16 protein-coding genes are annotated in these 14187 nt (G+C 64.1%); 12 read left to right on the top strand and 4 right to left on the bottom strand.

From position 1 onward, the window contains the following. The first annotated feature begins 10 nt into the window (after window positions 1-10). Complete coding sequence (locus tag RBB42_RS02440; protein WP_305970005.1) at window positions 11-502, top strand: L,D-transpeptidase family protein; 492 nt, start codon at window positions 11-13, stop codon at window positions 500-502. Window positions 503-588: 86 nt separating this feature from the next. Here RBB42_RS02440 and dalA read toward each other — a convergent pair whose 3' ends face one another. Next, on the bottom strand, window positions 589-1161 hold the full coding sequence (dalA, locus tag RBB42_RS02435) for a divisome-associated lipoprotein DalA (RefSeq protein ID WP_305970004.1): 573 nt from the start codon (window positions 1159-1161) through the stop codon (window positions 589-591). Window positions 1162-1327: 166 nt separating this feature from the next. Between dalA and RBB42_RS02430 the strand changes: the two genes are divergently transcribed. Together RBB42_RS02430 and RBB42_RS02425 are read left to right on the top strand one after the other, a co-directional pair. Further along, complete coding sequence (locus RBB42_RS02430; protein WP_305970003.1) at window positions 1328-1924, top strand: L,D-transpeptidase; 597 nt, start codon at window positions 1328-1330, stop codon at window positions 1922-1924. A 148-nt stretch (window positions 1925-2072) separates the two neighbouring features. Next, the gene (locus RBB42_RS02425; protein WP_043142766.1) at window positions 2073-2273 is read left to right on the top strand and encodes a hypothetical protein; all 201 of its coding nucleotides are present in this window, start codon (window positions 2073-2075) and stop codon (window positions 2271-2273) included. A 123-nt stretch (window positions 2274-2396) separates the two neighbouring features. Here RBB42_RS02425 and hemH read toward each other — a convergent pair whose 3' ends face one another. Both hemH and RBB42_RS02415 read right to left on the bottom strand, forming a co-directional pair. Further along, a complete protein-coding gene (hemH, locus tag RBB42_RS02420; RefSeq protein ID WP_305970002.1) occupies window positions 2397-3461 on the bottom strand; it encodes a ferrochelatase in 1065 nt (354 codons plus the stop codon). A 55-nt stretch (window positions 3462-3516) separates the two neighbouring features. After that, on the bottom strand, window positions 3517-4335 hold the full coding sequence (locus RBB42_RS02415; protein ID WP_305970001.1) for a methyltransferase domain-containing protein: 819 nt from the start codon (window positions 4333-4335) through the stop codon (window positions 3517-3519). Here RBB42_RS02415 and RBB42_RS02410 point away from each other — a divergent pair, their 5' ends adjacent. From RBB42_RS02410 to RBB42_RS02395, 4 genes are read left to right on the top strand one after another with little or no spacing between them, the layout of a single operon-like run. Then, the gene (locus tag RBB42_RS02410) at window positions 4336-5079 is read left to right on the top strand and encodes a ComF family protein (RefSeq protein WP_305970000.1); all 744 of its coding nucleotides are present in this window, start codon (window positions 4336-4338) and stop codon (window positions 5077-5079) included. It begins immediately after the preceding gene. 38 nt (window positions 5080-5117) lie between these two features. Further along, window positions 5118-5375, top strand: a complete 258-nt coding sequence (gene grxC / locus RBB42_RS02405) for a glutaredoxin 3 (protein WP_305969999.1) — start codon at window positions 5118-5120, stop codon at window positions 5373-5375. Beyond that, on the top strand, window positions 5375-6208 hold the full coding sequence (locus RBB42_RS02400; protein ID WP_305969998.1) for a carbon-nitrogen hydrolase family protein: 834 nt from the start codon (window positions 5375-5377) through the stop codon (window positions 6206-6208). Before grxC ends, RBB42_RS02400 begins: the two co-directional genes overlap by 1 nt. Next, complete coding sequence (locus RBB42_RS02395; protein ID WP_305969997.1) at window positions 6205-6636, top strand: MarR family winged helix-turn-helix transcriptional regulator; 432 nt, start codon at window positions 6205-6207, stop codon at window positions 6634-6636. Before RBB42_RS02400 ends, RBB42_RS02395 begins: the two co-directional genes overlap by 4 nt. A 134-nt stretch (window positions 6637-6770) precedes the next feature. Here the strand turns inward: RBB42_RS02395 and ubiG are convergent, their stop codons facing one another. After that, window positions 6771-7508 carry a bifunctional 2-polyprenyl-6-hydroxyphenol methylase/3-demethylubiquinol 3-O-methyltransferase UbiG gene (gene ubiG / locus RBB42_RS02390; protein WP_305969996.1) on the bottom strand — a complete coding sequence of 246 codons (738 nt, stop codon included), beginning with the start codon at window positions 7506-7508 and terminating at the stop codon, window positions 6771-6773. Between the two features lie 47 nt (window positions 7509-7555). On the opposite strand from ubiG, the gene pip reads away from it, so the two are divergent. The 5 genes from pip (at window position 7556) to RBB42_RS02365 (ending at window position 14077) form a co-directional block, all read left to right on the top strand. Beyond that, entirely contained in the window at window positions 7556-8533 is a 978-nt protein-coding gene (gene pip, locus RBB42_RS02385; protein ID WP_305969995.1) for a prolyl aminopeptidase, read from the top strand. A 79-nt stretch (window positions 8534-8612) separates the two neighbouring features. Then, window positions 8613-9608, top strand: coding sequence for an ABC transporter permease (locus RBB42_RS02380; protein ID WP_305969994.1), 996 nt, complete (start codon window positions 8613-8615; stop codon window positions 9606-9608). Next, on the top strand, window positions 9605-10801 hold the full coding sequence (locus tag RBB42_RS02375) for an ABC transporter permease (protein WP_305969993.1): 1197 nt from the start codon (window positions 9605-9607) through the stop codon (window positions 10799-10801). The genes RBB42_RS02380 and RBB42_RS02375 overlap by 4 nt, the downstream gene beginning before the upstream one ends. Before the next feature lie 3 nt (window positions 10802-10804). After that, on the top strand, window positions 10805-12454 hold the full coding sequence (locus RBB42_RS02370; protein ID WP_305969992.1) for an ABC transporter ATP-binding protein: 1650 nt from the start codon (window positions 10805-10807) through the stop codon (window positions 12452-12454). 69 nt (window positions 12455-12523) lie between these two features. Then, window positions 12524-14077, top strand: a complete 1554-nt coding sequence (locus RBB42_RS02365; RefSeq protein WP_305969991.1) for an ABC transporter substrate-binding protein — start codon at window positions 12524-12526, stop codon at window positions 14075-14077. Window positions 14078-14187: the final 110 nt, after the last annotated feature.

The following is a 14187-nucleotide window of genomic DNA, read 5'->3' as shown; positions in this document are numbered from 1 at the left end:
AGGCAGTGAAATGACGATTCTCAGGCTGGTCCTGTTGGTGGCCCTGGGTCTGACGGTGGCGGGATGCGGAAAGTTTCCCACCTACAACGGACCGGCGGTGACCCATGTCCTTGTGAACAAGGGCGAACGCAGAATGTACCTGATTCATGACCAGGAGGTGCTGGAATCCTATGACATCGGGCTGGGATTCGCGCCGCAGGGTGACAAGAAGATAGAGGGCGACGGCAAGACGCCCGAAGGCAGCTACATCATCGACCGGCGCAATCCGAACAGCCAGTTCTACCTGTCGATCGGCGTGTCCTATCCCAACCAGGAAGACCGGGCAGAGGCCAGGGAACTGGGCAAGAGCCCGGGGGGCGACATCTTTATCCATGGCCGCCCGCGAAAGTACCGCCAGGGCGGACAGGACTGGACGGCGGGCTGTATCGCCGTGACCAACCGTGAAATGCGCCAGATCTATTCGATGGTAAAGAACGGCACACCCATCACGATCACGCCGTAAGGCGGTGCCAGAGGTCCCGGGTCACGCCTGGGACCGGATCGGCGGCAGTCGCCGCCGGGCCCGAAAGCCGGGCGATACTCGGTGCGTCAGCTTGCGGCAGGGGGTGTCGCGCTGGGGACCGGACCTGCGGTGCCGGGGGCGCCAAGCACCATCGTCCACCAGATCTTGCCGTTGGATTCCTGATGCCAGGCAAAACCGAGGTCGCGCGCGGCAGGATCGAGGATCACGTTGCGCGTGCTTTCCTGTTCCATCCAGGCGGCCAAGGTTTCCAGCTCGGATTCGTAGGTTTCGGACAGGGTTTCGCCCACCAGGCTGCCCTCGTAGCCGACGCGGCGCACGCGGTCGATCGGAGAGGACCCGTCCGAGCCGAAATGCCAGGGCCGGTTCTGGACCGACATGTCGCGGGCATGCGTCTCTGCGGCGGCGTTGAGTTTGGAGTCCAGTTGCAGCTCGGGGGCGCCGGCGCTCTTGCGCAGGGCATTGACCGAGTCGAGCATCCGGTACTGGATACGGCCGCGCCCGACCGAAGAGATCCGATAGACCTGCGGCAACGGCTTGCCGTCCGGCCCCAGGCGCGGTTCGGAGGTGCCGGTCGGGGTCGTGGTGCAGGCCGCCGCTGCGGCGGAGGCGGACAGGGCGATAAAGGCGCGACGGTTCATCTGGCTGCTCTTGGACTCTTCATTTGACCCTGCCTTAGCGAAGGACGCGTTGCCGATCAAACCCACATCGGCGTGAGTCGGCATATTGACAGGTGTTTGAATTGCGACTGAGGCATTCGAGCCATATTATGTGCAACAGTATTCATACCCCCGAGGACAATGCAGCATGACGAAACCGGCAGGAAGACCCTTTGACCGCCGCGCGTTCCTCGCCGGCGGAGCGGCGCTGATCGGCACACCCGCGCTGGCACAGAACGTGAATGACGGCACCACCGAGATCGAGCGCAACGTGACGAATGTCGTGCGCCGCAACATCTCGAGCTTTCGCACGCTGGAGTGGAAGGACTACTTCAGCAACCTCAACAAGGGCGCGATCCTTGTCGACATCTCGTCGCGGGCGCTGCACTTCTGGCGTGAGGACGGCAGCTATTACCTGTACCCGTCGTCCGTCCCCCTGACGGAGGACCTGACCCGGCGGGGCCGCACCCGCGTCATCCTGAAGGACCCCGAGCCCGACTGGCGTCCGACCCCGGCGATGAAGCGTCGCAACCCGGAATGGCCGGACTATGTCGGTCCCGGTCCGGACAACCCGCTGGGCACCCGCGCCCTGCACCTCAGCTGGACGTATTACCGGATTCACGGCACCCACGACACCCGCAAGATCGGGCGTCGATCGTCCAACGGATGCATCGGTCTGTACAACGAACATATCGAGCAACTGTACGAGATGGCCTACGTCGGAACGCAGGTGTTGCTAATTTGACGACATGGGGGTGGGCCTCAAAATCGGGCGCCCAAGAACCAATTGCAAAGCCTCTGAATTACTGCTTAGACAGGGTTACGAGGTAAGTCTTGGGTGCCTGTCGTGTGTTCAATAGTGGCCACGGTAGGCGAATATCTGGAGAAGAAACATGAAAAAACTCGCTCTCGCAGCCGTTTTCGCTGGTGCAGCAACCACCGCATTCGCCGGTTCGTACAAGTCGTACGCCAAGGACGAAGTGGTCATGGAGCCCGTCGTGGTCGTGGAAGAAACCCAAGAGGCATCGTCCTCCGCTGGTCTCCTGATCCCGCTGCTGCTCATCGCGATCATCGCAGCTGTTGCCGCCGACTAATCGTCGACGGTCGCAAGATCATGCAAAAAGGCGGTGCAACGGCACCGCCTTTTTCATTTCCGGACCCAGGTATCGCGCGGCCACTCGCCGGTTTTCACCAACGAAACCGTGAGCTTGGCCGGGTCAGGAGACCCAGCCGCCCAGGTTCTCCTCGATCAGTTGCGACAGGGCGTCGATATGCGCCGGGTCGTCGTTGAGGCAGGGAATATAGGTGAATTTCTCGCCGCCCGCCTCTTCAAAGCTCTCCTTGATCTCTTCGTTGATCTCTTCGAGCGTCTCGATGCAATCGGCCGAGAAGGCAGGGGCACAGACGGCGATGTGCTTCTTGCCGTCCTCCTTCGCCAGCCGGGCGACCTCGTCCACCGTGTAGGGTTTCAACCACTCCTCGGGGCCGAATCGACTCTGGAAGGTGGTGGTGATCTCGGTCTTGTCCCAGCCCAGACGCTCGCGCAGCAGGCGTGTCGTCTTCTGGCACTGGCAGTGGTAGGGGTCGCCTTCCAGCAGGTAGCGTTTCGGCACCCCGTGGTAGGAACAAACGAGGATGTCGGGGCGCGATTCGGCCTGGGCGTAGGCACGTTCGATCGACTGGGCCAGTGCATCGATGTACATCGGATGGCCAAAATAGGGATCGACGACCCGCGCGGTCGGCTGCCATTTCTCCTGCATCAGCGCGCGAAAGAACTGATCGTTCGCGGTGGCCGAGGTGGCGCCGGCGTAATGCGGATACAGCGGGAAAAACAGGATCTTGTGGCATCCGGCCTCGACCATCTCGCGCACCTTGGACTGGGTCGAGGGATTGCCGTAGCGCATGCAGAAATCGACCCGGACCTGGTCGCCGTAGCGGTCGGCCAACTTGCGGGCGATGGCCGCGGTCTGGTCCTTGGTGATCGTCATCAGCGGGCTTTCCCCCGCCTCTTCGTTCCAGATCGACTTGTAGGCCTCGCCCGAGCTGAAAGGGCGTTTGGTCAGGATGATGAGTTGCAGCAACGGCTGCCATTTCCACTTGGGATAGTCGATCACCCGCTGGTCCGAGAGGAACTCGTTCAGGTAGCGGCGCATCGACCAGTAGTCGTAGTTGTCCGGCGTCCCAAGGTTGGCCAGCAGCACGCCCACGCGTTCGCGCGGGAGGCTGGGATGGTCGTCGGGGGCATGCGCCGGACGTTCGGCAGCAGAAGAGGCGTCAAGCATGATGTCTGTCCCGTGATCACGCGTTTGGCTGGATGTATCGTCGTTTTGCAATGCGTCAATCTTTCAAAGGCGTTTCCGAGGTATTCAGCGCATCGGCCAGGCGCTGGGCGGCGGATCCGGGGCGCAGCGGCTTTGGCTGCGAGGCATCGGGCGCCCATCCGGTCAGTGTGATGATCTCGAATGTCGCGGGCACCCGCCCGTCGGGCAGCGCGAACTCCCGGGCATAGATCTCGGCCGCGCGCAGCAGGACGGCGCGCCGCGTGGGGTGCCGCAACCGGCCTTCCAGGGCGTTGCCTTCTCCCATCGCGCGCAGTTCGTGCATCAGGTGCAGCGGCGTGGCGTAGCTGGCGGTCAATGGCGCGGAATCAGCTACCGGCAGAGCCAGCCCCGCGCGTTGCAACAGGGCGCCCAGGTCGCGGATCTCGCCCATCGGGGCCACCCGCGGCGACAGCCCGCCGGTGACTTCGGTTTCGGCCTGGGCCAGCGCGGCCCGCAACTCTTGCAGCGTCTGCCCGCCCAGTGTCAGCACCAGGCACAACCCGTCGGGCCGCAGCGCGCGTCGGCACTGGATCAACTGGCCCACGGGGTCATCTGCCCAGTGCAGGCACAGCGCGTGGATCACCAGGTCATGCGCGCCTTCGTCGAGGTCCAGAACCTCGGCGTCGGCGAGGCACTTCGCCGAGGCGAAATGCGGCTGCCAGACCTGCGGGAAAGGCGTCACCACGGCGATGTCCGTAAACCCCTTGTTAACCATCGAGAGACGATCCTGCGCGTCGTCCCGCGCGGCCTCGTGCAGGAACAGCGCGTCCATGCGCGCACGGGCGCGGTGCAGGGTCAGGGCGTGCCGGTCGGTAAGGCGGGGAGGATTGGGCATATGTTGGCTCATAGGCTGTGGTCGACGGGGATGCAAACCCTGGTGCAGATGGTCTATCCGCCGCGTTGCCTGGCCTGCGGCGGGCTGGTGGAGACGGACTTTGGCCTGTGCGGAACCTGCTGGCGGGATACGCCATTCATATCAGGCCTGTCCTGTGATCTATGCGGTGTACCCCTGCCCGGCCAGTCCGACCGGACGGAACATTGCGACGATTGTCTCACCATTGCACGCCCCTGGAGCCACGGGCGCGCCGCGCTGGTCTATCGCGACCGGGGTCGGCGGATGGTGCTGGCGCTGAAACACGGCGACCGCCACGATATCGCGCGCCCGGCGGCAAAATGGATGGCCCGGGTTTCGCGCGGGGTGATCAGGGACAACATGTTGGTGGTGCCGGTGCCCCTGCATGTCAAACGTCACTTGAAACGGCGCTACAACCAGTCCGCCCTTCTGGCAGAGGCCTTGGCGCGGGATCTGAGCCTGGATTGGTGCCCTGACGCATTGCACCGGGTCAGGGCCACGCCCAGTCTCGAAGGCAAAAGCCGCGAGGAACGCTTCAGCGCGCTGTCCGGCATGATCCGCGTGCCGGACTGGCGCACCCCGATGATCAAGGGGCGGCCGGTGTTGATCGTTGACGATGTCATGACCAGCGGGGCGACCCTGGCCACCGCGTCAGAGGCCTGTCTTGCAGCCGGCGCAACGGAGGTTTGTGTCAGCGTACTGGCGCGCGCGGCCAAAGACGCATAAGTCCTGCGGGAAGTGAACGAACGATCTGGAGGACCGAGATGCAACCGGTCGAGATGTACTATTCGCCGCTCTGCGGCTACTGCCACGCGGCCAAACGCCTGCTGGACAGCAAGGGTGTCGACTATGCCGGCGTCAACGTGCTCGAAGAGCCGAACCGCCGGTCCGAGATGATGGACCGCGCCCACGGCCGCCACACCGTGCCGCAGATCTTCATCGGAGAGACCCACGTGGGCGGCTACGATGAACTCGCGGCACTGGAACAGCAGGGCAAGCTGGACGCCTTGCTGGCCGGCTGATGCGGGCCGCATTGCTGCAGATGACCTCGTCGGATGATCCGGCGGGCAACCTGGCCACGATGCGGGGGATGTTGTCCCGTGCACAGGGCGACGGTGCGCAGATCGCGCTGACGCCCGAGGTCTGCAATTGCGTCTCGATGGACCGTGCCCACCAGGCCGAAGTGCTGCATCCCGAGAACGCGGACCCGACACTGGCCGGTCTGCGGGATGCGGCTGCGGACCTGGGGATCTGGGTACTGGCCGGATCGCTTGCGCTGAAGGCAGAGCCGCCGGAAACGCGTTTCGTAAACCGGTCGGTCCTGATCGCGCCCGATGGCAGCATCGCGGCGCGCTATGACAAGATGCATATGTTCGACGTGCAGGTCTCCGAGACGGAGACCTACCGCGAATCCTCGGGCTTTGCGCCGGGCGGGCAGGCGGTTCTGGCGCACACGCCACTGGGCAAGCTGGGCCTTAGCATCTGCTACGACATCCGCTTCGCCTATCTCTATCGCGCGCTGGCGCAAGCGGGCGCGCAGGTGCTCACCGTTCCGGCGGCCTTTTCGCCGGGCACCGGTCCCATGCATTGGCAGCCGCTCTTGCAGGCCCGCGCAATCGAGACCGGCTGTTACGTCCTGGCCCCGGCGCAGACGGGCCGGCACAGGGCCAAGGAGGGCCGCGCGCGTAAGACTCATGGCCATTCGATGGCGATTTCTCCCTGGGGCGAGGTGCTGTTGGACGCGGGCACGGAACCGGGCGTTTTTTGCGTCGATCTCGACATGGGCGCGGTCGACGAGGCGCGCCGCAAGGTGCCCGCGCTGACCCACGATCGCAGTTTCGAGGGACCGGCATGAGCGACGCCAGCGGCCTTGCCATCTCGCTTTTCTCGGAACTGCTGACGGCGGATCAGCTGTTGCGTGCGCGGCTGACCAAGGTCCTGCCGAACCGCATGGAAATCTCGCATTTCTCCGTGCTTAACCATCTTGCCCGGGGCGGAGAGAAGACCCCGGCACAACTGGCGCGCGCCTTTCACGTCACCCGTGGCGCGATGACCAACACCTTGTCGAAACTGGAAATCGCGGGCTACGTCCACATCCGCCCGGATTGGGACGATGCACGGCGCAAGCTGGTCTCGATCTCGCCTGCGGGCCGGTCTGCCCGCGAGGCGGCGCTTGCCGCGATCACGCCGCTCATCGACGAGATGCTGGGCGACCTGGGCGAGGACCGCGTGCGCGCCGCCTTGCCCGTCCTGCGGGAATTGCGGCTGCGGCTGGAGGATTAGAAGCCCGTCCTCGCTATCATTCCCCGCAGGTCTTCAGCTCACAGGAAAGTCGCAGGGCGCGCCCGTGTTTCTTTGGGCCAAAAATACCTCCGGGGGAGCCGACCGGAGGGAGACGGGGGGCAGCGCCCCCCTCCTCAGACCGGGTTCAGCGCGGCAGTGACATAGTTCACGCTGAGGTCGCGGTCCGACACGCTCCACGCCCAGCTGATCGGGTTGAAGACGAATCCCTTGCGGTCCACCGGCTCCAGCCCGGCCTGGCGCATCAACTCGTACAACTCGTCCGGCGTGATGAACTTGGCCCATTCATGGGTGCCCTTTGGCAGCCAGCGCATCACATATTCCGCGCCCACGATGGCCACCGCGAAACTCTTGGGGTTGCGGTTTATGGTCGAACAGATGTGCAGACCGCCGGGTTTCAGCAACTGCCGGCAGGCCGTCAGGTAGGCCAGCGGGTCGGCGACGTGTTCCACCACTTCCATGTTCAGCACCACGTCGAACCGTTCGCCCGCCTCGGCCATGGCCTCGGCCGTGGTGTGACGATAGTCGATCTGCAGGCCGGATTGCGCCGCGTGGGTCTGGGCCACGGGGATGTTGCGCTCGGCGGCATCCACGCCGACAACATCGGCGCCCAGCCGCGCCATCGGTTCGCTGAGCAGCCCGCCGCCACACCCGATGTCCATGATGCGCAGGCCCGCAAAGGGTTGCGCGCCGGTCAGGTCGCGGTCGAATTCCGCCGCGATCTGGCTGGTGATATAGTCCAGCCGCACGGGATTCATCATGTGCAGCGGCTTGAACTTGCCGTGCGGATCCCACCATTCGGCGGCCATCGCTTCGAACTTGGCGATCTCGGATGCGTCCACGGTGGTCGTCATGAATTTCCTCATGGTCTTTTGCCCTTGAGGCGCAATATAGGTAGGGCATGGACAAAATCCCGGGCCAAAAGCGCGCAGTGCAATATCTCTATCCGGCGATCGACCCGTTCGACCAGCGTATGCTGGACGTGGGCGACGGGCACAGGATCTATGTCGAACAATGCGGCAATCCCGAAGGCCAGCCCGTCATCGTGTTGCACGGGGGCCCCGGCGGCGGCTGCAGCCCGGCGATGCGACGCTATTTCGACCCAAGGCACTATCGCGTCATCCTGTTCGATCAGCGCGGCTGCGGTCGCTCGCGGCCCCATGCCAGCGTGGTCGCCAATACCACCTGGAACCTCGTCGCCGACATCGAGTTGATCCGCGCCGAGCTGGAAATCGACCGTGCCGTGGTCTTTGGCGGCAGCTGGGGCGCCACGCTGGCGCTGATCTATGCCATCAGCCACCCCGAGGCCGTGTCCCAGCTGGTGCTGCGCGGGGTCTTCCTGATGACCCGCACAGAACTGGACTGGTTCTATGGCGGTGGCGCCGGGCAATTCTGGCCAGAGCCCTGGGCGCGATTTGCCGACATGGTTCCCGAGGACGAGCGCGGCGACCTGATCGGCGCCTATCACAAGCGTCTTTTCAGCGGCGACCTTCGGACCGAGACGCGCTTTGCGCAGGCGTGGTCGTCCTGGGAAAACGCGCTGGCCTCTGTCTATTCCAACGGGATCGGCGGCGAGGCGCCCGGTGAATACGCGCGCGCCTTTGCCCGGCTCGAGAATCACTATTTCATCAACGCGGGCTTCCTGGACGAGGACGGCTGGATCCTGAACAACATCGGCCGGCTGGCCGATGTGCCGGGGGTCATCGTGCAGGGCCGCTATGACATGATCTGCCCGCCGCGCCGCGCCTGGGACCTGGCGCAGGCCTGGCCGGGGGCCGACCTGCGGATGATCCGGAACGCGGGTCACGCGCTTTCGGAACCCGGGATCAGCGCCGAATTGGTGCGCGTCATGGACGATCTGGCCAGCCTGAGGGACTGAAACGGTCCAGACGCAGGGTTTACACACCGATTTCAGGCGCTAACCTAACTGTAACGAAAACAAGAAAACGACAGGGATCTTGAATCCGGTAATCAAAATCATCCTCCAGCGACTTGCGCTGGGCCTTTTGACTCTGTTCATCGTTTCAATCGTGATCTTTGCGGCGGTGAACATGCTGCCGGGGGATTTCGCCGAGGCGATCCTGGGGCAGGGGGCCACACCCGAGGCCGTGGCGGCCATCCGTCGGGATCTCGGGCTCGATCAGGACCCGGTGACGCGCTACCTTCAATGGCTGGCCGGTGCGTTGCAGGGCGATCTGGGCAATTCCTTTGCCCAGGCGAATTTTGCCAGCTTCGTCGGTGACGATTCGGGTGTGCGGACCACCGTGGCCCAGCAGATCGCACCGCGCTTTGCGAACACGATGTTCCTTGCCGGTGTCACTGCCGCCATCGCGGTGCCCTTTGCGGTGACGCTTGGGGTCCTTGCGGCGCTTTATCGGAACTCCGTCTTCGACAAGGTGGCGAACATCTCGACGCTGACCTCGATTTCCAGCCCCGAGTTCTTTCTGGCCTATGTGCTGATCCTCTTCCTGGCAGTGCTGAACCCGCTGCTGCCGTCCTTGTCCAACATCTATGCGGACATGGGCTTTGGCGAGCGGCTGCAAAAGACGCTGTTGCCGGCACTGACGCTGACGCTGGTGGTGACTGCGCACATGATGCGCATGACCCGCGCGGCGATCATCAACCTGCTTGCCAGCCCCTATATCGAGATGGCGCGCCTGAAAGGCATCAAGCCGATGCGGGTGATCGTGCACCATGCGCTGCCCAACGCGCTGGCGCCGATCATCAACGTGATCGCGCTGAACCTGGCCTATCTCATCACCGGCGTCGTGGTGGTCGAGGTTGTCTTTGTCTATCCCGGCATCGGCCAGCTTTTCGTGGATAGCGTCAAGATCCGTGACATCCCGGTGGTGCAGGCCTGCTGCCTGATCTTTGCCGCCGCCTATATCCTGCTGAACCTGACAGCCGACATCCTGTCGATCCTGTCCAACCCGCGGTTGAGGCATCCGAAATGAGCACCGTACTCTGGATTCTCGGCGCCATCGTGGTCTTGCTGGCGGGCGGATGGGTCATGCGCCTGGCCGGGCAGACCCTGACCGGAAACAAGCCCTTTTTCCGCGACATGCCGCTGGCAGTGGCCTTTGGCTACGTTCTGGGCGCGGCGCTGTTGCTGTTCGGCATCTGGTACTACTTCCAGCCGGCCGTGACGGCCGATGGCGTGCCCGTGGCCTCGGTCCAGTTCTTCCGCTGGGCGGTGCAGGGCGTGCTGATCGGCGCGGCGGCGGCCTTTGTCTTTCGCCTGATCGGGCGCACCGTGGGCACCGCGGGCAGCCGCAAGATGTTCCGCCAGATGCCGCTGACCGCCGCCTTCGGCGTGCTGGTCATCCTGATCTATGCACTTTTGGCGATCTTTGCCCCGGCGCTGGCCCCACACGGACAGGAAGAGGTCTTCGGTCAGGCCAACATCGTGCCCGGCGGCAACCCGGCGCTGGGCGGCAACCCGGATTTCCCGCTTGGCACCGACCAGATCGGCCGGGACATCCTGTCCCGCCTGATCTACGGCGCCCAGAACACCGTGGGCATCGCCTTTGCCACGACGGTGCTGGCCTTCGTCCTCGGTGGCACCTTCGGATTCCTGGCCGCCACCTTGCGCGGCTGGATGGACCAGGTCCTGAGCCGGATGGTCGATGTGCTGATGGCGATCCCCTCGCTGATCTTCTCGCTCTTGCTGATCACCGTGGCCTCGGCCTGGGTGTCCGGCTTTGGCCTGACGGTGGCGATGGTGGTGATCATCGCGGTAATCGATTCGACGCGGGTCTTTCGCCTGGCGCGCGCCGTGGGCATGAACATCGTCGTGATGGATTACATCGAGGCGGCCAAGCTGCGCGGCGAGGGACTGCCCTATCTCATCTTCCGAGAGATCCTGCCCAACGCGACCGCGCCGCTGCTGGCAGAGTTCGGGTTGCGGTTCTGTTTCGTCTTCCTGACGATTTCCGCACTCAGCTTCCTCGGCCTTGGCATCCAGCCGCCGCTGGCGGATTGGGGTACGATGGTCAAGGACCTCTCGGCCTTCATCAACTACGCCAGTTTCGCGCCGCTTGCGGCCAGCGTGCCGCTGCTGGCCGCCGGCGCCATCGCCCTGCTGACGGTCGCCGTGAACTTCGTGGTCGACTGGATGCTGAACCGCTCCTCGGGGCTGAAGGATTGAGCCATGTCTGACTTTCTGGTCGAAATGCGCGACGTGCGGATCGAGGGTCGCTCGGACGAAACCTGGATGCCGATCATCAACGGCGTCGACCTGACCCTGAAAAAGGGCGAGGTGCTGGGACTCATCGGTGAATCCGGTGCCGGCAAGTCGACGCTGGGCCTGGCCGCGATGGGTTTTTGCCGCGACGGCGTGCGCATCTCGGGCGGCAGCGTGACGTTCGACGGCATCGACCTGCTGTCCGCCAGCGCCGAACAAAAGCGCCAGCTGCTTGGCAAGCGCATCGCCTATGTGGCGCAATCCGCCGCGGCCAGTTTCAACCCCGCGCACAAGCTGATCGACCAGCACACGGAGGCGCCGGTACAGCATGGCGTATCCGGCAAGTCCGAAAGCGCCGCCGACGGGATTGAACTGTACCGCAAGCTGCGGTTGCCCAACCCGGACGAGATCGGTTTTCGCTATCCGCACCAGGTCTCTGGCGGCCAGTTGCAGCGGGCCATGACCGCGATGGCCATGGCCTGCCGTCCCGACCTGATCATCTTTGACGAGCCGACCACCGCGCTGGACGTGACCACCCAGATCGAGGTGCTGGCCAGCATCCGGCAGATTGTCGAGGAATTCGACACCGCCGCGATCTACATCACCCATGACCTGGCCGTGGTCGCGCAGATGGCCGACCGCATCAAGGTGCTGCTGAAGGGCGACGAGGTCGAAGAGGCCGATACCCGCACGATGCTCAGCACGCCGACGCAGGAGTACACGAAAAGCCTATGGGCCGTGCGCGCCTTTGAACGGCCCGACAAACCGCCTGTCGCCACCGATGCGACGCCGGTGATCTCTGTCCAGGGGGTGACGGCGGCCTACGGGACGGTGGACGTTCTGCACGACGTCAGCTTTGACATCCATGCGGGTCGTACGGTGGCTGTGGTGGGCGAATCCGGTTCCGGCAAATCGACCACCGCGCGCTGTATCACTGGGCTCTTGCCGCCGCGCATTGGCACGATCGAGCTGGATGGCGAGCCGCTGCCGCTGGACTATCGCAAGCGCAGCAAGGAACAGCTGCGCCAGGTCCAGATGATCTATCAGATGGCGGACACCGCACTGAACCCGCGCAAGACCATCGGAGAGATCATCGGCCGCCCGGTCGAATTTTACATGGGCCTGCGCGGGTCGGCCAAGCGGAAACGCGTGGCCGAGCTGATGGACCAGATCGAGCTGCCCGCCGACCAGTATATCGACCGTCTGCCCTCGGAGCTGTCGGGCGGGCAGAAACAACGCATCGGCATCGCCCGCGCCCTGGCCGCCGAGCCGAAGTTCATCATCTGCGACGAAGTCACCAGCGCGCTGGACCAACTGGTTGCCGAGGGTATCCTCAAGTTGCTGGCCCGGCTGCAGGACGAACTTGGCCTGAGCTACATGTTCATCACTCATGACCTGGCAACCGTGCGTGCCATCGCGGACGAGGTGGTGGTGATGAAGGACGGGCTGGTGGTCGAACAGGGGCCGAAACGCGACATGTTCAAGCCGCCTCACCACGCCTACACCGATCTGCTGCTGTCCTCCGTCCCCGAGATGGACCCGGATTGGCTGACAAATCTGCTGAAAGAACGCGGAGTTGATAACATAGGCGATGCCGCCGTTGATAAAATGTCGTAGGAATCGCCAAAAAGCGACAAACCTGTCCCGAAACCGAACCGGGGCGGGAAATGACCAAGGGAGACTGACATGACCAGAATTAGCAGACGCGGACTTCTGACCACCGGCGCCGCTGCCGGTGTGCTCGCCGCCAGCGGCCTGCCGCTGCGTGCCCAGGCCAAGCGGGGCGGCCGCCTGCGCGCCGCTCTGTCGGGGGCCAACACCTCGGACAGCTGGGATGCCCGCACGCATTCCGACCTGTTCATGATCGCATCGGCCCAGGGGTCGGTCTTTGACAACCTCACCGAGGTCGGCGCCGACGGCACGCTCAAGGGTGAGCTGGCAACCTCCTGGGAGGCGACGCCGGACGCCAAGACCTGGACCTTCAACCTGCGCCAGGGCGTGACCTTCCACAATGGCAAGGCCTTTGGCGCGGATGACGTGATCGCCTCGTTGCAGATGCACGTTGCCGAGGGTGCGAAATCGGCGGCCAAGCCGATCATCGAATCCATCACCGAGATGAAGAAGATCACCGACCACCAGGTGCAGTTCACGCTGGAGGCCGGCAACGCCGACTTCCCCTACCTGCTGTCGGATTATCACCTGCTGATCTACCCGGCGGGTCAGATCGAAGAGGCCATCGCCAAGGGCATCGGCACCGGGCTGTACAAGGTCCAGAGCTTTGAACCGGGCGTGCGCATGGTCGCGACGCGGGTCGACAGCCACTACAAGGATGGTGACGCCGGGTTCTTTGACGAGATCGAGTACATCGCGGTCAACGACAACACCGCGCGGATGAATGCGCTGCTGACCGGTCAGGTCGACGCGATCAACCGCATCGACCTCAAGACAGAGTCGCTGCTCAAGGCGAACCCGATGGTGCGCATCCAGGAAGTGTCCTGCAACCAGCAGTACACCTTCCCGATGCTGACCGACGTGGCGCCCTTCAACGACGTCAACGTGCGCCGGGCGCTGAAATTCGCCATCAACCGCCAGGAGATGGTCGACAAGATCCTGCTGGGCCACGGCCGCGTGGGCAACGACACGCCCATCGGTCCCGCAAACCAGTATTTCGCCGCCGACATGGAGCAGAACAGCTACGATCCGGACAAGGCGAAGTTCTACCTCAAGGAGGCGGGCCTTTCCTCGCTGGATATCGACCTTTCCGCCTCCAGCGCGGCCTTCGAGGGTGCCGTCGACGCGGCGCAGCTGTACCAGGCCTCGGCCAAGTCGGCGGGCATCAACATCAACGTGGTCCAGGAGCCGGCAGATGGCTACTGGTCGAACGTCTGGCTGAAAAAGCCCTTCTGCGCCTGCTACTGGTCGGGCCGTGCGACCGAGGACTGGATGTTCTCCAGCGCCTACGAGGAAGGCGTGCCGTGGAACGACACCCAGTGGGGACGCGAAGACAGCGAACGCTTCCAGGACCTTCTGGTCGAGGCCCGCGCCGAGCTGGACCCGACCAAGCGCCGCGAGATGTACACGGAGATGCAGCAGATCCTGCGCACCGATGGCGGCGTGGTCCTGCCGATGTTCGCCAACTACGTGCAGGCGGTTTCCAACAAGATTGCCAACCCGGAAAAGGTGGGCAACCTCTGGCAGATGGACAACGCCCGCATGGCCGAGCGTTGGTGGACGGCCTGAGCATGACCTTGTCCCGGGTCTGACCCGGGACTTCTACCGAAACGAAACGCCCCGCAGGATCTGCGGGGCGTTTCCTTTTCCGGGGACGGCCCATATTTCTTGGGCCGAAG

Origin of the sequence: Mameliella sp. MMSF_3455 (genome assembly GCF_030733205.1) — a bacterium.
Lineage (GTDB): Bacteria > Pseudomonadota > Alphaproteobacteria > Rhodobacterales > Rhodobacteraceae > Antarctobacter.
This window is presented reverse-complemented; position numbering and strand designations above follow the sequence as displayed.